At 37.8% G+C, this 22,545-nt stretch carries 22 protein-coding genes and 6 pseudogenes; 12 read left to right on the forward strand and 16 right to left on the reverse strand.

Annotation, left to right across the window (positions count from 1 at the left end):
* Window positions 1-124: 124 nt before the first annotated feature.
* Window positions 125-856: a beta-glucanase gene (gene bglS / locus P3L57_RS09495; protein ID WP_069486581.1), complete on the reverse strand. Its 732-nt coding sequence runs from the start codon at window positions 854-856 to the stop codon at window positions 125-127.
* Between the two features lie 115 nt (window positions 857-971).
* On the opposite strand from bglS, the pseudogene P3L57_RS09500 reads away from it, so the two are divergent.
* A pseudogene (locus P3L57_RS09500) lies at window positions 972-1,150 on the forward strand (UV damage repair protein UvrX); the annotation flags it as partial.
* Between the two features lie 41 nt (window positions 1,151-1,191).
* On the opposite strand, the gene P3L57_RS09505 reads toward P3L57_RS09500, so the two are convergent.
* The 4 genes from P3L57_RS09505 to P3L57_RS09520 all read right to left on the reverse strand — a co-directional run bounded on the left by P3L57_RS09505 (window position 1,192) and on the right by P3L57_RS09520 (window position 3,878).
* Complete coding sequence (locus tag P3L57_RS09505) at window positions 1,192-1,371, reverse strand: aspartate phosphatase (RefSeq protein ID WP_069486582.1); 180 nt, start codon at window positions 1,369-1,371, stop codon at window positions 1,192-1,194.
* Complete coding sequence (locus P3L57_RS09510; protein WP_069486583.1) at window positions 1,361-2,497, reverse strand: response regulator aspartate phosphatase; 1,137 nt, start codon at window positions 2,495-2,497, stop codon at window positions 1,361-1,363. The genes P3L57_RS09505 and P3L57_RS09510 overlap by 11 nt, the downstream gene beginning before the upstream one ends.
* Window positions 2,498-2,602: 105 nt before the next feature.
* Window positions 2,603-2,743 (reverse strand): phage holin, encoded by a 141-nt coding sequence (locus tag P3L57_RS09515; RefSeq protein WP_083244467.1) that lies wholly within the window; start codon window positions 2,741-2,743, stop codon window positions 2,603-2,605.
* A gap of 853 nt (window positions 2,744-3,596) precedes the next feature.
* Window positions 3,597-3,878, reverse strand: a complete 282-nt coding sequence (locus P3L57_RS09520) for an LCI fold-containing protein (RefSeq protein ID WP_024121543.1) — start codon at window positions 3,876-3,878, stop codon at window positions 3,597-3,599.
* Between the two features lie 562 nt (window positions 3,879-4,440).
* Between P3L57_RS09520 and P3L57_RS09525 the strand changes: the two genes are divergently transcribed.
* The gene (locus tag P3L57_RS09525) at window positions 4,441-4,641 is read left to right on the forward strand and encodes a hypothetical protein (protein ID WP_059291765.1); all 201 of its coding nucleotides are present in this window, start codon (window positions 4,441-4,443) and stop codon (window positions 4,639-4,641) included.
* A gap of 139 nt (window positions 4,642-4,780) precedes the next feature.
* On the opposite strand, the gene P3L57_RS09530 is transcribed toward P3L57_RS09525, so the two are convergent.
* Complete coding sequence (locus P3L57_RS09530; RefSeq protein ID WP_024121546.1) at window positions 4,781-5,056, reverse strand: LCI fold-containing protein; 276 nt, start codon at window positions 5,054-5,056, stop codon at window positions 4,781-4,783.
* Between the two features lie 559 nt (window positions 5,057-5,615).
* Window positions 5,616-5,990, reverse strand: coding sequence for a YoqO family protein (locus P3L57_RS09540; protein WP_069486584.1), 375 nt, complete (start codon window positions 5,988-5,990; stop codon window positions 5,616-5,618).
* Between the two features lie 112 nt (window positions 5,991-6,102).
* On the opposite strand from P3L57_RS09540, the pseudogene P3L57_RS20740 reads away from it, so the two are divergent.
* Window positions 6,103-6,210: pseudogene (locus P3L57_RS20740) on the forward strand (hypothetical protein); the annotation flags it as partial.
* A gap of 445 nt (window positions 6,211-6,655) precedes the next feature.
* Window positions 6,656-7,030 (forward strand): annotated as a pseudogene (locus tag P3L57_RS09545) (hypothetical protein).
* A gap of 102 nt (window positions 7,031-7,132) precedes the next feature.
* Here the strand turns inward: P3L57_RS09545 and P3L57_RS09550 are convergent.
* A pseudogene (locus P3L57_RS09550) lies at window positions 7,133-7,734 on the reverse strand (ATP-dependent DNA ligase); the annotation flags it as partial.
* Window positions 7,735-8,048: 314 nt separating this feature from the next.
* On the opposite strand from P3L57_RS09550, the gene P3L57_RS09555 reads away from it, so the two are divergent.
* The 3 genes from P3L57_RS09555 to P3L57_RS09565 all read left to right on the forward strand — a co-directional run bounded on the left by P3L57_RS09555 (window position 8,049) and on the right by P3L57_RS09565 (window position 9,828).
* Window positions 8,049-8,690, forward strand: a complete 642-nt coding sequence (locus tag P3L57_RS09555; protein ID WP_059293828.1) for a glycoside hydrolase family 11 protein — start codon at window positions 8,049-8,051, stop codon at window positions 8,688-8,690.
* A 469-nt stretch (window positions 8,691-9,159) separates the two neighbouring features.
* A complete protein-coding gene (locus P3L57_RS09560) occupies window positions 9,160-9,342 on the forward strand; it encodes an SUMF1/EgtB/PvdO family nonheme iron enzyme (protein WP_325099870.1) in 183 nt (60 codons plus the stop codon).
* Between the two features lie 177 nt (window positions 9,343-9,519).
* A complete protein-coding gene (locus P3L57_RS09565) occupies window positions 9,520-9,828 on the forward strand; it encodes a formylglycine-generating enzyme family protein (protein ID WP_254665040.1) in 309 nt (102 codons plus the stop codon).
* Between the two features lie 319 nt (window positions 9,829-10,147).
* Here the strand turns inward: P3L57_RS09565 and P3L57_RS09570 are convergent, their stop codons facing one another.
* Window positions 10,148-10,414: a hypothetical protein gene (locus tag P3L57_RS09570; RefSeq protein ID WP_083244468.1), complete on the reverse strand. Its 267-nt coding sequence runs from the start codon at window positions 10,412-10,414 to the stop codon at window positions 10,148-10,150.
* A gap of 72 nt (window positions 10,415-10,486) precedes the next feature.
* Between P3L57_RS09570 and P3L57_RS09575 the strand changes: the two are divergent.
* The 3 genes and pseudogenes from P3L57_RS09575 to P3L57_RS09585 all read left to right on the forward strand — a co-directional run.
* Window positions 10,487-10,702 (forward strand): annotated as a pseudogene (locus tag P3L57_RS09575) (hypothetical protein); the annotation flags it as partial.
* Window positions 10,703-11,290: pseudogene (locus tag P3L57_RS09580) on the forward strand (CPBP family intramembrane glutamic endopeptidase); the annotation flags it as partial.
* Between the two features lie 425 nt (window positions 11,291-11,715).
* Entirely contained in the window at window positions 11,716-12,099 is a 384-nt protein-coding gene (locus P3L57_RS09585; protein ID WP_059335703.1) for a UPF0715 family protein, read from the forward strand.
* Between the two features lie 201 nt (window positions 12,100-12,300).
* Here the strand turns inward: P3L57_RS09585 and alr are convergent, their stop codons facing one another.
* Window positions 12,301-13,482 (reverse strand): alanine racemase, encoded by a 1,182-nt coding sequence (gene alr / locus P3L57_RS09590; protein ID WP_059335702.1) that lies wholly within the window; start codon window positions 13,480-13,482, stop codon window positions 12,301-12,303.
* A gap of 543 nt (window positions 13,483-14,025) precedes the next feature.
* On the opposite strand from alr, the gene P3L57_RS09595 reads away from it, so the two are divergent.
* Window positions 14,026-14,937 (forward strand): VanW family protein, encoded by a 912-nt coding sequence (locus P3L57_RS09595; RefSeq protein WP_069486585.1) that lies wholly within the window; start codon window positions 14,026-14,028, stop codon window positions 14,935-14,937.
* 301 nt (window positions 14,938-15,238) lie between these two features.
* Here the strand turns inward: P3L57_RS09595 and P3L57_RS09600 are convergent, their stop codons facing one another.
* The 5 genes from P3L57_RS09600 to P3L57_RS09620 all read right to left on the reverse strand — a co-directional run bounded on the left by P3L57_RS09600 (window position 15,239) and on the right by P3L57_RS09620 (window position 20,849).
* Window positions 15,239-16,030, reverse strand: a complete 792-nt coding sequence (locus P3L57_RS09600) for a DUF817 domain-containing protein (protein ID WP_044155762.1) — start codon at window positions 16,028-16,030, stop codon at window positions 15,239-15,241.
* Between the two features lie 133 nt (window positions 16,031-16,163).
* The gene (locus P3L57_RS09605; RefSeq protein WP_069486586.1) at window positions 16,164-16,385 is read right to left on the reverse strand and encodes a helix-turn-helix domain-containing protein; all 222 of its coding nucleotides are present in this window, start codon (window positions 16,383-16,385) and stop codon (window positions 16,164-16,166) included.
* Window positions 16,386-16,395: 10 nt separating this feature from the next.
* A complete protein-coding gene (locus tag P3L57_RS09610; protein WP_044155761.1) occupies window positions 16,396-16,878 on the reverse strand; it encodes a DUF2975 domain-containing protein in 483 nt (160 codons plus the stop codon).
* Window positions 16,879-17,192: 314 nt separating this feature from the next.
* Window positions 17,193-17,867, reverse strand: a complete 675-nt coding sequence (locus tag P3L57_RS09615; protein ID WP_069486587.1) for an SOS response-associated peptidase — start codon at window positions 17,865-17,867, stop codon at window positions 17,193-17,195.
* A gap of 561 nt (window positions 17,868-18,428) precedes the next feature.
* On the reverse strand, window positions 18,429-20,849 hold the full coding sequence (locus tag P3L57_RS09620) for a peptidase G2 autoproteolytic cleavage domain-containing protein (protein WP_069486588.1): 2,421 nt from the start codon (window positions 20,847-20,849) through the stop codon (window positions 18,429-18,431).
* 527 nt (window positions 20,850-21,376) lie between these two features.
* On the opposite strand from P3L57_RS09620, the gene P3L57_RS09625 reads away from it, so the two are divergent.
* Entirely contained in the window at window positions 21,377-21,682 is a 306-nt protein-coding gene (locus tag P3L57_RS09625; protein ID WP_059291753.1) for a hypothetical protein, read from the forward strand.
* Between the two features lie 123 nt (window positions 21,683-21,805).
* Here P3L57_RS09625 and P3L57_RS09630 read toward each other — a convergent pair whose 3' ends face one another.
* On the reverse strand, window positions 21,806-22,528 hold the full coding sequence (locus P3L57_RS09630) for a YrpD family protein (RefSeq protein ID WP_139127433.1): 723 nt from the start codon (window positions 22,526-22,528) through the stop codon (window positions 21,806-21,808).
* Window positions 22,529-22,545: the final 17 nt, after the last annotated feature.

Genomic DNA, 22,545 nt, shown 5'->3' on the forward strand with positions numbered 1-22,545 from the left:
AACTAAACTCATATAAATTTAAACTTCTATTTGCTCTTCAGTTTCACTATAGGGAACGCCAACAATTTTCTCATTACAATCATAAGAGCCTGCTATATTGCAGCAGGCTCTTTCACATTTGGCATTATTTTTTTGTATAGCGCACCCAGTCATAATGAGCGTATAGCGGATTTACACCATTGTAAGAGCCAAGCCATTCATCGACACCCGTACCATTCCACAAGTTCATCATGATCTTTCCTGGTGTTGTCGGAATTTGGCTTGTCGCAGTATGTTTTAATTGCCCATCGACATACCATTTAATAGAGTTTGGCTGCCAATCGAACGCATACGTATGATTGGCATTGGCTGCATCAAATCCAAGATCCACAATCTTCTCATGGTTTCCTGCACCATTTGTATAATAGTTAAATTGAACCTTTGTTGTGTCTTTTCCTAAAAATTCGATATCAATCTCATCCCAAGGAGTTCCATCCGTTGGGCCTGTGTAGGTGAAGAACGATGAAACGATCCCTGCGTTTTTAGCTGGTTTCATTCTGACTTCATAAAGTCCATAGCCATATGTTTGAACAGAGCGGTTTTCCCCGCAGTCAAACTTGTTATAAGATGGACTTGTTAGCGCCAAACGCATTTCACCTATTGACGTCACTGAGACGTTATTTGCACGCCAAGTGCAGTTGAACATATTTCCATTCGAATAACCATGTGCTTTTTGCCATAATCCGGAGTTATAGCTGTTAAAAGGGTCAAAAAACGATCCGCCGGTTTGAGCCGAGGCAGTAGAAGTGACTGCAGACAAACTCATAAACAATCCAGTGACAAAAAGCAACAACACTCGTTTCATACGATTAGACATGTTGGTATCCCCTTTCTTTGAAAACGTTTTCTATATCGATCATACATGATTCTTTTAAAAGGGAACATCAGTCAAAATAATGATAATAACAATCTTCTTACTAGAATCATGTAAGTCTAATATTGAAGATAACTCTAATCAGCAAATAAGACTATTTGGTAGAAGAGAGCTCGGGTTTGTAATGAATGGGAAAGAAACAAATACGAATCGAAAGCGATCCTGAGAACAGTTTCTTATACACCTGCAGGAACTGCACTTCAGAAAACAGGTCTAACTGGTGGACATAAATCGTAAAAATAACCCCTTCAAAATTTGAAGGGGGGAATGATACATATTTAAGAAGTATGACCTCTACTTGCAACTTCAAATGAATGTCCGTTAGTGAGATCACCAATACTTGCTGTATGCCCTCTACGTGCTTCTTGGACATCTTTTTGAGTGTTAGTTAAATAAATGCTGACAAATCCAATTAAAACAATGGCTAAAATAAAGACAGATGCATGCTTAAGTTTCATAAAGACAATCCCCTCTCTGAATTTGTTTACGGGCATAAAGCACTTTCTCATAAAAAACATTAGCTACTTTATGGTCTTCTTTTTCATTATAATACTTCGCTGCTTCTGAGGCTAAATCCTCCACGTCTGAAAGCATTGATTTCGATTCTAAATAATTTAGAATCGAATTTAATTCTTCATTGTCGTCATCAACATATAAGGCATTAATGAATTCAAACATTTTAGCCATAATTTCATCATTTAAATTCTTGGACAAAGACAGACCATGCGCACACCAAGAAATTGCTTCTGATTGATTCCTCATTTTAAATGTGGTTTTTGATAACATTAACAAGATATCTAATAAACGATTTGAATGCTCATACCCGTTGTTTTGGTATACTAGTATACCTTCTTTAAAGTACTCAGCTGCCTTTTCATAAGCTTCCTCAGCAAATGAACATAAGCCAAGATTATATAGGGACGAACCGATTAAACGTGGCATGTCGATTTCTCTTGCTTTGTCTAGAGCTTCTTTAAAATGAGGGATCGCTTTTTCAGGATATTCCATATCTAAATAGTTTAGTCCAATAACAAACGAACATTGAATAACCCTTACAGTATATGTTTCATGTGCTTTATAAGTCTCTATTGCTTGAACTATATGATGCATCGACATGTGTGTCTGCTTCATATGATAATAAATCTCTGCAACTTTGTAGTGGAATTCTGCTCGTTCTATCTCATCTGCGACAAGTGATAGCTTTTTCTCGGATTGCTTATAGAAGCTTATGGCATTAAGATATTCGTACTGTTCAAATTCATACATACCCCGGAAAAAGTTAAAATAATATTCAAGAATTCCTTTCAAATCAGTTTGGTTACTTTCGATCTTTTCTAATAAGTCTGAAATTTTGAGGCGTTCTTCGTTCATTGTTTTGGGTTCAAGGTAATCCAGCATCAGCTGATGGCGAAAACACATGAGAGAATAGTACAACAATAAATCTTGATCTTCTTTCATATGCTTTATTTCTTCCTCGACCTCAGCTTTCAATATTTCCGAATCTGGGACACTAAACAATCTTATGTATTTATACCACTCATTTATTTTCACTCCAACTTTAGAAGAAGAGATCATTTGCTCCAAGACAAGCCCTCCTATATTAAATATGTAATATTTTATCATATTTAAATGAATAAGGAAGATTAATGTTATCTTAAAAACGAAAAAATACCCTCCTCAATTTAGGGTTTATTGTGGAGATTGGTAATCCATTGCTTGTTCACTGTCAGAAATGCCTTGAGTTGTGGGGGCAACCACAATTCCTATTGCAATTAAAAAAGTTAGAAGTGCATTAAATTTCTCTGTCAAATTGTCAACAAATACAATCAAGTCATATATCGAACGCGAATAACATGCTTATCGTAAAATAAAAAGGCGATAAACATATGGATATTGACTAATTTGATTGATGAATAGGGATTAAACGATCGTAAAACGTAAGAGGGAGTAGAGGGAAGTGGCTGCTTTAAGTAAGTATTGAAGAAAAAGGGGGAATTATAAGAGAGAAAAACATTGGTACTATACGGTAGCGATTACCATGTAATTTTTTTGAGACGGAATTAGGAAAATGAAAATTTGGGTAAGGTGTGGAATGAAAGTGCTATAGGCACGTTTGTTCTTGTTTTTGAGTATTTAGATGTAAATATGCCCCATATATTTGGTAGTTAAATCTCCATATAATAGCAATTATACCGGCATTTTAGTTATATATAATGGATATGATCTAATATTTTATGAGTGCTTATATAAATGTGAAAATCAAGAATGTTTTTTAAAAAAACAAAATGATTTCTGGCTTGAGTAGAGTTTTCGTAACAGGAAAGATGCAAAACGAACACTTATTTTATTCTTTTATAAGAAATAGTTGTTCTGATAAAGTACTGCATATATTCAATCTTGTCTTTAATAATGAAGATGGAGAGTCCATCGTTTTTCATTTATTGAGGCTTGTATTTTAAAGACGAACCTTATACAGCAATCACATCAATGGTATGATCAATTACTTATATTGCAGCTAAGGGTGAATCAGTCGAGACCATTGAGGATCTCAGCGAGTATCAGAAAAGAAGGAATTAGGGAAAGTTGATATTGCATTTGATTTCTTACTTATGAGACCACATAGTGGAAATTTTCCCCTTTTAAATAAGAATGATAGAAGGGAGCAAAGCTCCCTCTCTAATGGCTAAAGTTTACGACCTTCATAATATGCTGTCCAAGTTCCATCGCTGTTTTTATTGATTCTTTTCAGGAACCAAGTGATTCCTTCCGCATCGGTATGCGTATTAATAAAGATGCCGGAGTCATTTGTTTCTTCTTTTGTATAAAGTTTAGCTTTGAAATCACTTGAAGCAACACTATTATTTTCAGAATGTGTACCATCTGGACTAGCAGCAAAAGCAGGGACAGCTGATACCAGCAAAGAAAGGGATAAAGCAGAACCAGCTAAAACTTTTTTCATTCTCATTTTAAACACTCCTTTTGTTTTTTAATACACTTGTATTATTACATGGAATACAAAAATATCCAAGGGATTTTTTGTTAACGTTTGGTGAACTACGTTTAAATATATAAATCCGCCTAGATGCCTGCTGCTCTAAATGCGGCTGCAGCAAGGGCGTTAAGGAGGAAATAGCGTGAAAATAGGAGGATCTCATCAACAGAAAGTAAACCATGTGCATTATGCAACAGAAAACCGGCACATACAAAATCTATGAACAATCCACATAGCTATAAAAATTCCTCTGTGCGATACAGAAGATAGAAAGTGTTTTCACAAAGTAGATATGAAAAACACGGCTTCATTCGCTTTAAAAACGATCAAAAGAGAGATATATATAGGAGGATGCGCAATGAACACAGAATTCAGAGTATGGGACGGCGAGCAGATGCATTAAGGAGCCTAACCATCGATGGTGATTGGGTATTGCGTCGTCAGTGTAATGGTGTTTTGGTTTGTGTCACCGACAGCTCCACAGCGGCACTTATGACGGAAACTGATCAAAGAGAAAAATGCAATCAGGAAAATAATGTATGCGGGTGAAAACGTCAAGCAGAAGGAAACGGAGCTATGGTTTCCATACAGGGCGGGAACATTCATCGGAGAAGTAAGAATACTGGAAGGCTCATGGTACATCGTTAACGAGAAAAAGAAAGAAGCAAGTCCGTTATTTACGAAGACGGCAACAAACAAAATGATCGGCGATATAATCAAAATCCTGAGTTATTGAAGGGCGCGGTCGAAGATATTATTTGTCCTAGCTCCGGCGAAAGTGAATTAGAACTATGGGCATATGGATGTTTACAAATGATCTGAATGCGGAAGACGATGAAGTTAAAAAAGGGAGCCAGAAGCCCCCAATTACGATCTTATATTCGTACACCTTCGTAGTGGCCAATCCAATATCCTTCCGAGACTTTTGTAATACTTTTTAAATACCAGCGGATTCCGTCTTGTTCAAATGTGTTGGCAAAAATACCTGTAGTGCTAGGCAGATCCCATGTGATAGCTTGAGCTTTAAAATCATCACTTGCAACATTTGCTACTACCTGATCCGGGCTTGTACTTGCAGCGAACGCTGGAGATGCTGAAACAAGTAAACCTACAGATAATGCAACACCTGTTAATGCTTTTTTGTAACTCATGTAAAATCCCCAATTTCCATAATTTTCTTCTTGCAATCACATTATATGGTTTTATGGATTAGGGAAATAGTGATATTAATACCATACATATGGAAATTGTGTGTCGGTTAATGTCATTTAAATACGGATATTAAGATGTTTTTATTACTATTGAAATCTGTAAGGGGGGGGGTTAATGATGATTACAGTATGAATAATAAGAAGCTATAGCGATTTTGATTTTCACTTTGAATCACGTGGTCAACAGATAGAGGAAGTACTGTTCCTTAAAGACAATCCTTATTTCAGCTGAGAATAGAATACATATAAACCAATAAAGAATAAAAATAAAATAAGTGGATGGTACACGAGTGATAAAGACGAATCTGCATAGCAACTACGTAGTGAATATTACGCTGCTAAAGAATATTCAGTCCAGAGCATGAATCGTCAGGAAAATGGCCAACTAGCAGCGAGAAACAGAGGAAATGGAACCTGAGAAAGTTGATATTGCATTTGATTTCATACATAAGAGACCAGACCAATAGAAAGGGGCACTTAGCATAAAAAAGGAAAAGAGTTAAAACTCTTTTCCATGAGGTGTTTTCCTTAACCGATTCGCAATAAGCTTCATTAAGTTTACTGCAATAGATACCAAAACAATGATCAAAGCAATCTCAAGTAAGATGATAAGTCCAATATTTAAGTTGAGCCTCTCAAAGTAATCACCGATAAAGGAAAGGAGTTGATAAATACCTATCATTAGTGCTATAAAGATTGCTCCTAAGACAATTAGAGATTTTTTAGAGAAATCCTTAGTATGTTCAAAATTATAAATGATTAAGAATACAAATAGACAAGCCATAGCAATCTCATGAGTCAACGAATCACTTGCTGAAAACCCTTGCACAATTAAGGAAACAATTAATCCAATTATTCCGATTATTTTATTCAAGACATCACCTGCTTTGTATGATCCTAGGTGTCAGCTTACCAATTAAAAGGGAATTTCTCAAGACGATGTACTTTAAAGTTAACTAAAATCATGATCCGAAGGAGTGAAAATACTGAACGCTTATGTAGTTGATGACAGCAAGTATAAATGTATTTATGTAAAAACTGAATAGGCAGCTGCTTTAAATAATGAATTTGAAAACGAAACAAGAGTAAGGGTTTGATTCGAAGGCAATCACATAAAAACATTTGAGAAAGAACTGTTAAATACTATACGACAAGCTGAACAAGTCTAAATAAAAGATAGTTTTTTAACTAAACATATAAGGATGGATCGTTATCGGAAAAACACACGTATCGATAAAAATCATAGAAGGATGATTTAGTTTCTATGGCGGCGTCTTTCTTCGAAGTGATCATGATACTCAGTCTGTTTTGATTTGGACTTGAATACAAACCAAATTACAGCAGCTATTGTATAATCCATGACTTTATCAAAAGTCCAAATCGCAAAAAAATCCCTGAAGAAATCTCATTACATTTCACCTCCGAGACAAATGTAAAAGAAATATGGGAAACTAAAAAGAGATTTAAAAAGATTACATTAGAATCAAAATAAAATATTTATTTTATCGAAAGGGGGTAAGGGAAGGACAAATTAAACGCATGAATGATATTAATGACCTGATAAAGCTTATCGCAAGCATTGAGCGTCGAACTTTCTATAGCAAAGAAAACATCTCAGGACAATCTAATCAAAAAGCGTATGTCAAATTCAGAACACAGCTATTCTTTGTTGATAATTACACGGGGGAAGACGTTTATCCGTATGAATTACGCCACGATCCAAACGGATTTTCACACGGAGGTAACGTGTGGCAGATGATCAATAGTTTTAGAGAATTCATCATAACAGGGAACTGTGGCGAGCTGAGGGATTCTAAAGAAATATGGGCGTACAGCTATGAGGGATGAATGAAAATTCGCAATAAGGGAAAGGAGATTGGATTTGTAGAAAGTATCGTTTACCCTTATTGCTGAATAGATGAAAATTAAATAAACTAATTAAACCATGTACTAAATTTTCATTAAGCTTTATAGGGCTTGGCACTAAGAAGTTATGTAACGGAGAGTTTATACTCTTCAGGATTCGAAGGAAGGCATGTGGAGTTTACCGTGTTTAGTCTTAAATCTGTGCTTAACCTTACATTAAATGGGCTCAATAAATACATATTCATCAGATTCAGACTTTACTTGTTTCATAGAGTGGAACTTACTTCGTTCTGCATGTGGCATGAATTCCATAAATCCAGCTGAAGTTCCATCGGGATAGGATGGAAGGAATTTTATATCCTTCTTAGTGTAGCCGTTATGAGAACTTCAGTGTAATCATAATTGATCACTTTCAGCCAATTGTGTGAACGTTTATTGATTTCATAAGGGGAGTCAGCTTTCTTGAGCACGATTCCCTCTAATTTTTTTATTTGGCCAAGGTAAAGTAAGTTAGTTAGTCTGTTACCTTGAATTCCTTCGATAACAAAGACATTAGGATGATTCAGTTCAAGTGAATTCAAAACTGTCTTACGCACAGTGAGCGGCTTAGAGGCAATTGACTGACCGTCTTTGCAGATAACATTGAAGACACAGTAAACAGTCTTATGAGCTGATTTTTTGGATATGAAATGTTCCATTACAGCTTCAAAGTCAGGAGCACCACCCGGGGCAGCTACAATGACTTCACAATCTCTAGTGTATTTTTCCTTTATAGGAAATGGTTCGAATAGGAGTTAATTACAGATATTACTCCATCAGATTTAGTAACAAGATTTGTGATTCTGCGAAAAAAGGATCAGGCTATGGCGGAACAAGACCACTTATAATATAATTTTTTAGGTATTTGTAATTAAATTACAAATGTTCTTAATATTTGCTCGTGAATTCGTGATATTATATTGAAGGGAACGATCAAAAGCTTTGGCGTTAGTAATGAACAATGTTTTAAATATATACGAGTGCTACCTCATGTCAAAGTCAGAAATAATATTATAGGAGGTAACATATGTTTAAATTTAAAAAGAATTTCTTAGTTGGATTAACGGCAGCTTTAATGAGTATCAGCATGTTTTCGGCAACCGCCTCTGCAGCTGGCACAGATTACTGGCAAAATTGGACTGATGGGGGCGGAACAGTAAACGCAGTCAATGGATCTGGCGGGAATTACAGTGTGAATTGGTCTAATACCGGAAATTTCGTTGTTGGTAAAGGCTGGACTATAGGCTCGCCATTTAGAACAATAAACTATAATGCCGGAGTTTGGGCGCCGAATGGCAATGGATATTTGACTTTATATGGTTGGACGAGAGCACCTCTCATTGAATATTATGTAGTGGATTCATGGGGTACTTATAGACCTACTGGAACGTATAAAGGTACGGTTTACAGTGATGGGGGTACATATGACGTGTACACAACTACACGTTATGATGCACCTTCCATTGATGGCGATAAAACTACTTTTACGCAGTACTGGAGTGTTCGCCAGTCGAAGAGACCAACTGGAAGCAACGCTACAATCACTTTCAGCAATCACGTTAACGCATGGAAGAGATATGGGATGAATCTGGGCAGTAATTGGTCTTACCAAGTCTTAGCGACAGAGGGATATAAAAGTAGTGGAAGTTCTAACGTAACAGTGTGGTAACAGATTATCTTTAATTAAGGGTAGCTAACGGGCTGCTGATCGTTCCTTGAGAAAGTTTATAATCGTTGTTATTGTGAGTTTACTAAGAGGCGACGGTCTTTTAGTTGGATTCTCATTATATGCCTCGGGAGTAATCGTTAAAGGTCCTTTCTACGAGGCGAACGGCCTTGGCATATTCTCCATCAGGTTTTATAACTTTCCCTATAAGTGTAATGGAATAGTATTAATTTTTTTGTTTAATAGCGATATTTTTTGTAGTCAGCGCTTGCTCACAAGAGACACCTTCACATAACCCCTTCTTCATCAAACATAAGCCTTAAGCAAAATAAAAATATCTCGGTAGTTGAACCAGATCCTCAAAACTTTATACTAATTAAAGGTGAGACTGTTAAGATCAAAAAGTCTAACTTTTATGGAAAAGGCGTAAAAATATCGAGTTTTTCGGCAAAAATGAGGTAACTCAGAAAGAGTGGACAGAAGTAACCCCTCACAATCCAAAAGCGACAAATTGCCGGTAGAAATGGTAAGTTGGTATGATGCTCTTGAATACTGTAATAAACGCAGTATCCAAGAGGGCTTAAAACCCTATTACAATATAATCAAGAATAAGAAAGACTTCAATAAGCAAAGTGAGTACGGTAATTTAAAATGAACAGTCACGATCAATTCAGGATCTAAGGGATACCGATTGCCACAGAAATAGAGTGGGAATATGCCTGTAAGTGGAGGACAGATGAGCAAGAGTTACACATACAGCGGCAGCAATGAGGTAAATGAAGTAGCATGGTATTGGACGAACTCTGGAGATAAATAAGTACCTATCAGGCAATTGGAACGGCCTGCAATAGAAAATAACCATGGTAAACCAAAAACTGCGGGTCAAAAAAACCCGAACGAGTTAGGACTTTACGCTATGTCTGGTAATGTAAGGGAATGGTGCTGGAATTGGTACGGAGATTCGAAAAGTGGTTCATGGCGGGTTACTAAAAGAGGCGGTTGGGTTGGCGGAGTCACCAGCATCCAGATAGATTTTTCAGGAAAGTTTGATCCAAATGGCATTGGCCCAGAGCAAGGTTTTCGTATAGTTCGAAGAAGTCTGGATTTGAATACTCAAACCATTTTTGTAAATAGTCTATAATCTTGAACAGAGGTTATCCCAACAATATAATTTTTGGAGACTCCTTCTTTTTATTTGTCTAAAACAATATTGTGGTTTAAATGGATAAATGTGGGGTAATTTCCGAATGTACACAATTTTACATTTGGAGGAGGATTACCTTGAACTCTACAATTGTAAGGTAGGTATTGTTGGAACATTGGTCATTGGTGGGTTGCTTTCACCTTTTGCGGCTGGGGCGGAAGCTAAGAAGAAGCCACAAACAACCAAACAACTCCATTAAGTGTTAATCAACCAGTTAATGTACTTAAAACAGCCTCAGTGTTTAACAATCAAAACATTAAAATAGCTGCTGATGACTGGGAATCAGCAGGAACCGATTAACTAAAGTGTAAGTCAATGAAACGATGAATAAAAAATACGAAATATAAGAAATTGCTTTTGAAGAACTTGTTTTATGTCTTTGGAATGTATAGATAAGTGCAAAACCCAGGAAGAAAACTGTTACAAACCAAGAAGTGTATTGTGGAAAGATGGCGACTAGTAATACCATGATTGTTGAAAAAATAAATGAAGAGTAATGAGTAACTTTATGGTCATTATTCAAAGAAATCACCTCTACAAATTTTTACCCAATTTAGTGTGTATTAAAACATTATATAAAAAGGAGATTAGAAAAATGCCAAACATTATTTCTAAGAACAAGATGAAGCAATTAAATACTTTAGAAATAAATTAAATTTATCAGATAAAGATTTATACAAACCGTTGATTAATTTCGAATTGCTTAAATACAAAAATGAACAATATGCCAATGTTCTTTATAAGCTGTAAAAAGATTGATCCTAATTTGTTTATTAGGACTTTAAAAGAAGGATATGCCGTTAATCAACCATCCGGATCTGGATTCACAATCGCCCATTTATTGGGCTGGGTCAAAATTACACAATTTCATTTCTCTATTCATTTAGTTACAGTATTGCTCTTAAATATGATTATCGCTTTCTTTTATGAAGCTTTTCCAGAGGAATTAACTTTTCGTGGGGCGGTGTACTATGCTCTAAACAGGCGATTTAACTGTTTCATGGCCTTGCTCCTGCAGCCGATTCTGTTTGTGCTTGCACCCATAGCTGTAAGTGGTTTGCAATATATAGCTGGAATTGAGTCACCTGCTATCACTTTAGATTACATCGTTTTATTGTTGTCTTTTGGATTCATCCTTCAACTCCTGCGTATTGTTACAGGAAGCTTATGGACATCAATCGCTTTTCATCTAGTCTTTCTCGAAAATTCTCGGTTCTTCGCCCTGCAGGGAGAGGAACGCTTTATTACCTATGAAGAAATTGTTCCGGGAACAGGTGCGTTGTTTGTGATCTTTTTTATGTTGCTTATTGTCGGTACTCTGCTATTAATACCTGTTGCAATAACTCGCCGAAATGCTATTCAATGGTTTAAGAATAAGAAAGACACCCAAGATGTTTGATATCTGAATAAAACAGCAGTTTTAATGAGACATAATGGCCCAATAAAGGAAATAGTGCGTAAGGATTGCCATAAAATCTTAAACTTTAAATTTGATAATTCTTTCTTTTAAGTACATGCAGCGTTTACTGCTAATGTGGCTTTTCCAACTGATTAAGATATTCAGATGGATATGCTCATGATGAGTAAAGCGATACTCAAGACAGCTGGCTACACAAATTTCTTCATCCGGGATACATACTTTATAGATAGAGATCACAATTCAGTTTATGTTCTTGTCACTTTGAAGAAACAAAGTAAATCTATTTGTAAAGTTCGGACGTGACGGAGCTTTAGTCTAGATTTAATTCAGGAAGTAGGTATGTCAATTTTAACAATAATTGAGATCATCATAGTGATGCTTACATAATGAAAGGGGGTTTAAACATGCAAGTTTTAAGGATCATATTTGTTCATGTCTTGTCTGCGTTATCAGCTGCTGTTGTTTATGTTTTTGGCATTGATTATGATGGCTATATTCCATACTTCTTCATAAGTGTTATTCTGTTTATCTTTTATGTAATCTTTGCTGCACCTGTTCAATATTTCGTAAATCGCAATCCAAAGAGGTTTAACCCGAAATATTTACTCATATACATATTCTTTTCCTTCTTAGTATGGTTATTCTTCGCTGTAATTACTGATCCAAAGAACACCTTAGACTTCCTAATGGAATACGAAGTTTACTTATTTAGTATATCATTTGCTGTAATCTTTTGGATCTGGGACTCTGTTTTTCTGCAAAACGAGAAAAAGGCAGCGACTAAGTAGCTTAAGTATTCACAATACTTTTTCTTAATTAATCGAGAAATAATACCTAAAATTCCTATTTGATATTGTGATCCTCTTTCTAAAATTGCAGCGATAGGGGGGATAAGTGTGTAAAACTGAATCCCTCTTATGATAGGATCTTAAATCAGCATAAAAGAGGGATTGACCACCTCACATTTGCAAAAAAATGAAAGAAAAAATCTACACGTACATTACTGGAGTTGATATCTTAAAAATCTCGCCATCTCTTATATAAAAACGGGGGATGCGACGGCTTAATGTAGATACCACTTCATAGTTAATCGTATTAAGCATTTCAGCAACTTCATCAACGGGAATCTCAGCTCCCTTTTGGTGACCGTAAATCACAACTTCCTCTCCTTGTTTGCCTTCACTCTCTCCTAAACTAACCATGATCATATCCATTGTCACTCTTCCCGCCACCGGCACTCGTTTTCCGCGATGAAGAACAAACCCGCGATTTGAAAGCGCGCGAGAATAACCGTCAGCATATCCGATCGGGAGTGTAGCAATGACTTCACCGGGATTTGCGATGTATGTAGCACCATAACTAATGGTACGGGGTTCTGTCAGCATGGTTTTCACATAAGCGATACGCGCCTTTAAACTTAGTGCAGGTTCAAGCTTAACGAGATGTAGTTGTTTTATATATGCTGAAGGATATAATCCATATAAGCCTATACCTAAACGAATCATATCAGCGCTAAATTCCGGAAAAGCGATAGCCGCAGCCGTGTTGCTCATATGCACGGTGGGCAGCTCAATGTCTTGGTTTTTTAAAAAACGGAGAAAACGGAGAAATTGATCGTGCTGCAGTCTGGTTAGAGTGGTGTCTTCTTCATCGGCTGTTGAAAAATGTGTAAAGATACCTTCCCATCTTAGGAGTTTACTTGCTGTTAATGCATTCACTACTGCTAAAAGTTCTTCTTTTGTACGTACACCTAGTCGGCCCATACCAGTATCCACATTAATATGAATACCCAATCGGTTAGTACCCGCTTCACTTTCCAATATATTGTTAGCCTTTTTGATCCATTCAACCTGAAATGCTGATAACTCTATATTCCAAGCTGCTGATTTTTTCACACAACTAAGGGATGTAAAACCAAGCACAAGGATAGGCGCTGTAATTCCCGCTTTTCGTAAAACGATTCCTTCCTCCACGCTGGCAACAGCGAGCTCACTAGCCCCGTGTTCCAGTGCATGGCGCGCTACTTCTACAGACCCATGACCATAACCGTTCGCTTTTACGACAGCCATAATTTTGGTCTTTTTTGGTATATGATGGCGTATTGCTCGCAAATTTTTTTTTATGGCATCAAGATTTACTTCAATCCAAACTTCTCGGCAGAGCTTTGTCATCGACGCTTCCTTCCTTCTTATAGAATAGTGTAAAGCGCATTTAGCCGTTAATAAATCCTGTAACATTGATGGTTGGATGCTTTCAATCTGATTTTATTCAACCTTAACTGAAATCATTCAACAGCAAACTCTTGATCTAACGAGAAGATGCTAACCGATGGCCGGAGTCGACAGCACTTTTATTTTTTTATATTAGCTGATTAGTTCAATATTGATTTTCTTCACTTAGGTGAAGATTGATACGATGACCGAGGATCAGATAGTACATCTAAACAAAAATAGCTGCCTATGGCAGTAACTTCATTTACTGATTTAATTCAACGATTGCTTGACAACATTGGTATTGGTTAAGACATGATTTCTTAACACTAGGTGATGTGAATGCTGAAGTAGACATGGACTAATCACATAAGTCAAAGCTCTCTTAGGAGGGCTCACGTTGGGTTCAAACAAAGACCAGACGCTTAAGAACGATATGATAAGACGAGATACATCAAAGGATAAGCTCCTGTTCATACTAATTGTCGGGAGGTATGCCGACTTATGATACATATTTGGATCACTGGCCTTTTATTATTGGCTCAGCCCAGCGAGCCATCTGACAGTTTAGCGATCACACAACAAGGACGGACAATTGCTACTGTTCACCGCGAAGATTTTACGATGCCTCTTCCCGGTACCCCAATGATTGATCATGAAAAATACCGTAAGTTTATCAAACAGCTTGATCAACAAATTTACCAGGAGCCCATAAACGCCAAGCTTAACGATCAAGGAATCATCATCCCGGGGAAAATGGGTTACAGACTTTATCAACAGGCGTTTAAGGAGAAATTTTATGCCTATTTCTTTGGTCATGGCCCATCCAAAATAGAAGTGCCGGAATTGAACATTTATCCGAAAGTTGACAGCGAGTTGCTTGCTCACATCAGTACGCAGCAGTTAGGCCAGTATGTAACTTATTTTAATTCAAGCAATAAAAGCCGTTCACACAATATTTCTCTTTCTGCAAAAGCAATTGACAATCATGTTGTTTTTCCAAATGAGACGTTTTCATTTAATCAAGTAGTTGGGATGAGAACTCAGGACAAAGGATACATGCGGGCACCTATTATCGTAAAAGGTGAGTTGTCTGAAGGTGTAGGCGGGGGAATTTGTCAGGTGTCATCAACATTATTTAATGCTGTCGATCGTGCAGGGCTGCAAATCGTTCAGCGTTATTCTCACACAAGAAGCGTACCATATGTGCCGTCCGGACGTGATGCAACCGTAAGCTGGGGAGGCCCTGACTTTCGCTTTCATAATCAATATAACCAACCGGTCCTAATCCGGGCCAAACGATATGAGGGAAGTATGATTGTTACGCTTTATTCCTCTGATGTCATCAATATCAAACTGCGAAAAGTTCCCAAAGCGCCATCACAGCTACCAAAAGAAATAAATGCCGAGCGATAAATGACATAAGCTATTCATTCACCTTATGCAACCTGACGACTTCTTTTATGGGAGGGTGAATTAGAGAGACATAAGGTTGAGTCCACATGACTGAGCTCTCTAAACGAAAGCTGATTTTGATTAAAGCATTACTTCCTGGTCGAAATCTTACTGAAATAACCCTCTATAATTCCGGCAGCTATTTATAAAGAAAAAAGCAACAATTCAAACGTTGCTTTTTCCACTTTACTTATTCAGAATGTTGTACGCTAATTGCTTACTATGCGGGATCCAACTTTTATTAAAGAAGATTCTTTAACGATTATAAAAATGGACTAGTATCTATCCTGGTGGAATTTTTCCCCTTAACTTGTTTTAACGTCGCTACTATAAGAAAGCTGACAATCACTAACAAGAGCCATGAACTCACTTTTCCTAAATGAACGAGACTCCATGTATCGGTTTGGTTTGGGTATTCCCAAGCCCCAAAAAACGTTGCGATATTTTCGGCTATCCATATAAAAAACCCGATGAGCATAAATGATAGGGCGAGCGGCATACGGTAACGAGTCCCGTTCACCTCGTATGTAACCCATGATTGCCAAAAGACGATCAAGACAAGTCCAGATAACCAAAAGCGGACGTCAATCCAAAAATGGTGGATGAAAAAATTCAAATAAATCGCAGCGGCGAGAGGTACAACGGCCCAAAACGGCGGCCACTTAACCAGTTCAACCTTAAGCCTCCTCCATGCCTGGCAAAGATAACTGGCTACACTTGCGTACATAAAGCCGCTATACAAAGGCACTCCAAAAATTTTGGAATATCCCTCCTCCGGATAAGACCAAGAGCCCATATGTACCTTGAAAAGTTCAAGAGCAAGTCCAATAAGGTGGAACATTGTGATCACCTTTAGTTCATCCCGTGTTTCAAGCCCTGAATACACCATCCACCATTGCATGAGAAGGCAGATGATGAGCAGCCAGTCATACCGTGGCAGGAGGGGAAGCGGTATGATTTGTGTAATTGCCAAAGAGGCAAAAATAACGACAGGAAACAGACATGATAGGGCCTGCTCCCAGCCAAAACAAACGAGCTGTTTAAATGCTTTCATGAATTTTGCCTCCAAAGGTTTTTTTGAATATATGGAAGGCCTGTTTAGTATAGTCGCTAAATAGACATAGGGTTATGTGCATAGAATCACCGCCGAGTAACTATCTTTTCCTTGCATGATTATTCCTGACTTATTAATCTTGGATGTCTTCATCACTTCGGTATTCCAAAATATCTCCGGGTTGACATTCTAAAGCCTTACAAATCGCCTCTAAAGTTGATAATCGAATGGCCTTTGCCTTTCCATTTTTTAATATAGAAAGATTAGCCATCGTGATTCCAACCTTCTCCGACAGTTCCGTTACGCTCATTTTCCTTTTAGCCAGCATCACATCAATATTGATTATAATTGCCATTGTTTTCACCTCAGACTGTTAAATCATTTTCTGATTTTATATCTATAGCTTCTTGCAAAAGCCTTTGGAGAACAGCAGCAAAGACTGCGATAACCATTGAGGCAAAAATAAGGACCAATCCGATTAGTATAATACCTGGAGCATCGTCCATCTCCGCGATGAGATAGAAGAGTGGCATGCCTGCCGCAAGTAAAAGACTGATGGTGATTGCACAGTATTTTATTTTCTTTAAAGCTCTTACTGATAATTCCGAGAAAGCTTTATTCCGGTCAATATAGCTTAAAAGTGTAAAGGCTTGATACAGAGCGAAATAAAAAGGTATCGCCGCTGCATACAAATCGATATAAACAAGATATTTCAGATAAGAAATATCTGGATACAATTCCGCTGCAAAGTTCGCTATCTCCGGCACTAAAAATATGCACAAAGCAAGAACTGGAATTCCAATAAGAATAACAGCTATCTTTAAAAAGAGTGTTGATCCTCGTTTCATAAAAAGCACCTCACCTAATAATGTCGATTTGAATTTAACATATTATTTATCGTTTTACAATAAAAAAATATTGAAATAGATTATTTCCTTGTTGTTTTAGAGCTGTCTTTTTTCACTTTGGACAAGAAAAAAGCATTCCTCATTACAGAGAAACGCTCTATATCTTTAATCGATTCAATTTAAAAATTGGGCAGCTGACTGAATCATTAGGTTTAAAAATAACGCATGGCACATAAGGGGGTGTTTTTGAATCTGTACACGTTCGTTTATTTTGCTTAGGCGAAGGTGATATATAAAGCAATCTGGCAGGGTACTTAATGGGCTTCAATAAGCTCAGGTGAATTGTTCTTAGGTGAGTTAACTAATGATGAAACCTGGTATGCTTCCATGTCATCAGCATCATAAGGCAAAAGCAAGCTTTTGAGATAATCGGGATCTGTATTTTTAGGGTTTAGCCATTCTTTTTCATATTCGTAATTCAATATAACCGGCATTCGATCATGGATATTTTCCATAAGCGCATTAGGTTTTGTCGTAATGATTGTGCAAGTGTAGAGCGGGTAACCTTCAGGTGTATTCCACTTTTCGTATAAGCCGGCAAAAGCGAACAGATTGGATGATTTCAGCTTGATTCTCATAGGAATCTTAGTTTTTGGATCAAGGCGTTTCCATTCATAAAAACTGTCGGCCGGAATGATGCAGCGTTTGCTGACAAGCGGTTTTCGAAAGCTGGGTTTCTCGGCCAATGTTTCAGCACGAGCATTGATCATTTTATAACCGATCTTTTCATCTTTAGCCCAAGGAGGAATGAGACCCCATCTTAATTTTCCAAGACGGTTGCTTGATCCATCATTAATAATGGTAAGGATGTTTTGTGCTGGCGCGACATTATAGCTGGGGTGATATTCGTCTTCAGGCAAGAAGTGATCTATGTTGAATTGCTCAATGATGTCGTCAAATTCTGAGAATAAAGTGAATCTGCCACACATGTTCATCATCCTTTTGGTTTTTTGAATATTGTACAGGGTTGGTATCTGAAAATCAAAAAGGGGAGTATGATGCAGCAAGTGAAGAATGAATTATTTGAATAAAAAAATGAGGGGAAATCAAAGATGTGGAAACATTCAACGTTATGCGTAGCAAGAAAGTTTTAAGGCTACAGATATAAAAGCCGTTCCAAAGATTTAAGAGTTATAAAATGAAATGTATAAAAAAGGTGAGGAATAGTATTAGCACCTTAATTGGAATGCACGGAATTTTTAAATACTGATGTAAAAATGCAATGTTGGTTAATGTTAACCTTCCTTCCCCGGAAATGTGAAGAAGGGAATATGGATCAAAACAAGGATGTTTATAAAAATATTGTGATTTAGGTTTGTTACGTATTTTTGATTTCTAATGAAGTGGTCATGAAGCCCAAGTTTCAAGAAAATGAGCCTGAATCTTGGGCTATTATAGCTTGAGATATCTTGATATTAAACCAACAGGAAATAAAAAAACTGATATCATTTAATCTTTCATCAGTATAAAGAACTTGTTCCAGACTCTCACTATCTAATGACGGTGAGTGCGATGCCGTACCCTTTTTCCGGAGTGTAAATGGTAGTGATTTTCATTACTTTCCAGGTTCCTTCAGATGCTTTTGTTCCTATCCCATTATGCGCAGTAAGGTAGTCTCCTTGTCCCACAGTTTCGTCAATACGTACATAATGCTGTCCCGCCAGTCCAACCACATGCCATTCGTCCCTTACAGCCCGTGAATGATAAGCGGTCTCCAGCGCTGCATCATAGTCTGGATTTTGTTTTGGCACACGTATCAATTCACCGGTTTCCTTGTCGATCAGATCCTCATAAATGAATCCGCCAAACTCATTAGTCAAATAGCGGTCCTGCCAGACGAAGCTGGATGCTCCTGAAATGAAAGCTGCTGTTTCCGAAATAGCTCCAAGCATATAATCTCCCACGTGGGCGGGCGCTATTTTTTCACCTCTTAAAGTGACGATTGTACCTGTCTGGATTAACTGCCCAGTTGAACTCTCAAAATACTCTCCATATCCATTTAAGGAAGAACTGATTGCTCCTGCAAATGTCCCGTTTCCTCCAACTGAGTCAAGAAGCCATTTCATTGATTGATGGCCTCCTGCCACGGTGTATGGTTCTTCCAGTATAATACTTTCAGAAGACAAAATTGTCCTTGAAACATTGTTTCCTTTAATATGGGCATTGTTTGAAGAAGCGATTAATGCACGGGAGCCTTCTGTGCTAGAGCCTCCTGAAGCGCCGATGACCGCATTTCTTTCTCCCTTCGCCGTAATGTCTCCGGTACCAGCGATAACTGCGCTCGTTTGGTTAAAGGCGAAGCCAGAGGTTGTTGCAAGCTGTGCGCCGCCTTTTAAATTAATGGGTACATGCTGGTATGATTGACCTTTGATGGTGACCGCCGCACTATAGCCTTCTGCATGTACACCGAGAATGACGGTTTGATTATTAGGCGACTGAATTCCGACCGCTCCGTTATCAGCAATCATTGTACCGTTTAGTATATTCACATTATAGAGACCGCCACCGATTGAAATTCCTTTTGGAGCAGATTGATAAATATCAAAGTTTGAAATTTTAATATAATCAGTTTTATTTGACCCGCCTGATAAATGAATATCAACACCGGCTTTTTTAAATCCGCGAATTTTAATACCGCTAAGGGTGATATTCTGACTGCGGTATTGCAAAGCTACGACAGGATTTTCCTTATAGTCATAGTCGGGATCACCAATTGCTGTGAATCCGCTTACATTAACGTTTTTATATGCTGAAACAACTAGAGCTCTTGGCGTGACAGCTTCATAAAGAGAGTTGAAAACCGGTTCAATTGCTGAACAATCAATGAGTGTGACATCATAAGCCGTTGTGCTTTCAGGATCAGTGGCTTGATGATGACCAATATGACGAAGATCAAATGCCCGGACATCACGATAAGAAACATGGCCGATGATATGGACATTTTGAGAGGCTGGCCACATTGCATGCGCTTTAACCTCTACTCCACGAATGTTTCCGCTTGTAAAGTTATTCAAAAGCCATACATGCTTAGACCCATCGTCGATTTCTATTCCGTTGGAGTTGGATACACCCTCTGCAAACTCCGTTCCTCGCGGATTACCGGAATGGCAATTTGAAATAAAGATGTATTCACTATAATGGGTAGTAATGCCGTCGTCTCCTGAACCATATGCCACACAGTTATCAATCCAAATATATTTTGAGCCGTCTTTAGTCCAGTCGGTATCAGGTAAATGATCGTACGTTGGGGATGTAATATCAATGCCGTGAAGACCTGCGTTAATGGCTTCCACGTCTCTAATCCATCCATATTCAACTTTAGCAAAAGTTAAACAGCTGGAGAATTGACCACCAGGATTTTTCACACCGCATTGTCTATTAGGATTCCAGTCTAATGACATTCCTTGAACAAAAATATTGCGGTTCCCATTTTGGTAATCATCATTTGTGATTACCCATTCATGAGCGGGAGAGTCTTCATGAAGTTTAATTACGGTAATTCCTTTACCTTGCCCTGCAATTGTTGTCCAGGACGGAAGTTTAATCCCTTGAACCAGATATTCTCCGGCAGGAACATTTACTTTGACGCGACCATTACCGATTGCTTTTCGAAAAGCTTCTGTATTGTCTCGTCCATCGGGAACAGCTCCGAAGTCTTCCACATTTACTTCCCGGGTGATTTTACTTAAAAGCTTATGGTATTCTCTGTCAAGACGTTCTTTTAAAAGAGAGGTGATCTCTCCTTCTGCCGTCATCCTTGCGTCAGTTACTTCGACGTTTTGATCTGTAACGGAATGCCTAATAAGGTTTTGCATTCTCTCCTTGACATGTTCAATTTCAGATGTATATTCCGGGTGTGACTCAGATTTGGCGTTTAGAGAAGGATCGGGGTAGTTTTTAAAATGAACCATTCTAAAGACACCTCTTTCTTTTAATATAAGCGCCGTTTTCAGTATTGCAGTTGCTGTAGCGTATTTTGCGCTTATCTTTTCAATTCTGTATTTATTGCTAGAATTCCTTTTAAATCCATATTAGTTTTCAAAGATAAGTAAGTCTTGAACAAGAAATTCGATGGAAAATAGGGAAATTAGTTAATGTCCATAAAAGCAGTGGCTCAGATTCCAGCGCTGATTTAAAAACGGGGATTACAACAAAAGCAAAAATACTAAAACTAATGTAAGGAAAGATGTCATTAGCCCTTTTAATTTAAGAAAAAATTCACTCCAACTCCGTAGCAGACTTGAATACACTTTACCTATTCGGTTTCGTTAGAGAGCCAAGGTAAGAGTCTGATTAGCTTCTGCGGTATTCAATGGTAGTAGTCATTAAGGGGCAAGAGAAATTGAAAAACATTTAAGCAGGGGAAATTCAAGCATTGACGCACGTTAAGGAGTGTTAATATGTACCGGATTAAATATATGAAAAAGGTGACAGAAGAATGAAAAGACTTGCCGTGTTATCAAGTTTTACTGCTATTGTTATCTCAATCATCGGACAGCTGATGGGAATGTTAGATGATTCTTATGCAGTGGGTAACGCGTGGTTCGTAGGTGTATTAGCAGGATTGATTACCCTTCTTATTTTTAATGACAGTCAAGAGATGACAAAAAGTTATATCATAAGTTCAAGTACAATTTTAGGTATTCTAGGAGTAGGTTTTTTATATTTCCCAGCTGCATTAATCAACATTTTAATAGCTTTTAAGCTAAACAAGAAAAAAGAGAGGGAATTTTTTAATTCGTAAAGAGAAAATGTGGTAAATGATGACATCATAGTATTGGAATCATCATTTTATCCAGTGGATTTCATTTTTAGGTTATACAATAAAAAAGGGCGCCGGCATTGCCGGCGCCCTTTGCAGCATTCCTTATTTATTAACAGAAATCGTGACATTATTTCCAGAAGGGAGGACTTTTGCAAAATCCTGTGTATCGACGACAGGTGTCACTGCTTTATTGTCGATTGTGATATTGTTAAAAGTTGTTGAAAAAGTTGCTTTAATGGCAGAGCGTTGGCTTTCGGCTGAAACCGCAGCGGTGGCAAGTGTTTTCCATTTCGACAGAGTGCCGATGTTTGTTCCTTGAATTTCCATGATAATACGTCCGGTATAGCCGTCATTGTTCGTTCCCCAGAGGGTCATGCGAGTATTCCCGTTCAAGTTTTTGTAGATCGTCAATTGAACTGTGCTTCCGGGACGAAAGCCTTTATTATAAGTAAATTTCTCTTTTCCTTCGATATACGTTTCATCATTTTTAGAACCGACTTTCATGAGCGGTTTCCAGACGTTGTATTGTTTGCTGTACTGTAGGCCGATATCTGCCTCAGTTCCGTTTTTTGCGCTAAAGCCTGAATAAATATAAGGGGTAGAGACAGAGTCTTGGATGTTCACAGTGTCGGGAAGCTTAATTTTAGCCGTGAATACAGCGCCTGTACTGTTTATGTAGGAGCGTCCGCCGATTCCCTTAGGCAGCTGGGAAGCCGCTTTTGCCACTTGAGTGTCTGCTCCTGGAAGACCTGGAACTCCCGAAGAAATGGTTCCGAAAAGAATAGCTGTTCCTACTGCACCTGCAATTAATACTTTTTTCAACAAAATTCCCCCTTTTAAAA

It is taken from the genome of Bacillus sp. B28, assembly GCF_029536185.1.
In the GTDB taxonomy this organism is placed as follows: Bacteria; Bacillota; Bacilli; order Bacillales; family Bacillaceae; genus Bacillus; species Bacillus halotolerans.

What these genes read in the sequence shown, in the direction of transcription:
- P3L57_RS09610 (WP_044155761.1), bottom strand. Translation starts at nt 16,878, where the DNA reads ATGAAACGAGGATCAACACTCTTTTTAAAGATAGCTGTTATTCTTATT.
- P3L57_RS09625 (WP_059291753.1), top strand. Translation starts at nt 21,377, where the DNA reads ATGAAAAGACTTGCCGTGTTATCAAGTTTTACTGCTATTGTTATCTCA.
- P3L57_RS09605 (WP_069486586.1), bottom strand. Translation starts at nt 16,385, where the DNA reads ATGGCAATTATAATCAATATTGATGTGATGCTGGCTAAAAGGAAAATG.
- P3L57_RS09585 (WP_059335703.1), top strand. Translation starts at nt 11,716, where the DNA reads ATGCAAGTTTTAAGGATCATATTTGTTCATGTCTTGTCTGCGTTATCA.
- P3L57_RS09615 (WP_069486587.1), bottom strand. Translation starts at nt 17,867, where the DNA reads ATGTGTGGCAGATTCACTTTATTCTCAGAATTTGACGACATCATTGAG.
- P3L57_RS09525 (WP_059291765.1), top strand. Translation starts at nt 4,441, where the DNA reads ATGTATGCGGGTGAAAACGTCAAGCAGAAGGAAACGGAGCTATGGTTT.
- bglS (WP_069486581.1), bottom strand. Translation starts at nt 856, where the DNA reads ATGTCTAATCGTATGAAACGAGTGTTGTTGCTTTTTGTCACTGGATTG.
- P3L57_RS09505 (WP_069486582.1), bottom strand. Translation starts at nt 1,371, where the DNA reads ATGAAACTTAAGCATGCATCTGTCTTTATTTTAGCCATTGTTTTAATT.
- P3L57_RS09520 (WP_024121543.1), bottom strand. Translation starts at nt 3,878, where the DNA reads ATGAGAATGAAAAAAGTTTTAGCTGGTTCTGCTTTATCCCTTTCTTTG.
- alr (WP_059335702.1), bottom strand. Translation starts at nt 13,482, where the DNA reads ATGACAAAGCTCTGCCGAGAAGTTTGGATTGAAGTAAATCTTGATGCC.
- P3L57_RS09595 (WP_069486585.1), top strand. Translation starts at nt 14,026, where the DNA reads ATGATACATATTTGGATCACTGGCCTTTTATTATTGGCTCAGCCCAGC.
- P3L57_RS09530 (WP_024121546.1), bottom strand. Translation starts at nt 5,056, where the DNA reads ATGAGTTACAAAAAAGCATTAACAGGTGTTGCATTATCTGTAGGTTTA.
- P3L57_RS09555 (WP_059293828.1), top strand. Translation starts at nt 8,049, where the DNA reads ATGTTTAAATTTAAAAAGAATTTCTTAGTTGGATTAACGGCAGCTTTA.
- P3L57_RS09600 (WP_044155762.1), bottom strand. Translation starts at nt 16,030, where the DNA reads ATGAAAGCATTTAAACAGCTCGTTTGTTTTGGCTGGGAGCAGGCCCTA.
- P3L57_RS09620 (WP_069486588.1), bottom strand. Translation starts at nt 20,849, where the DNA reads ATGGTTCATTTTAAAAACTACCCCGATCCTTCTCTAAACGCCAAATCT.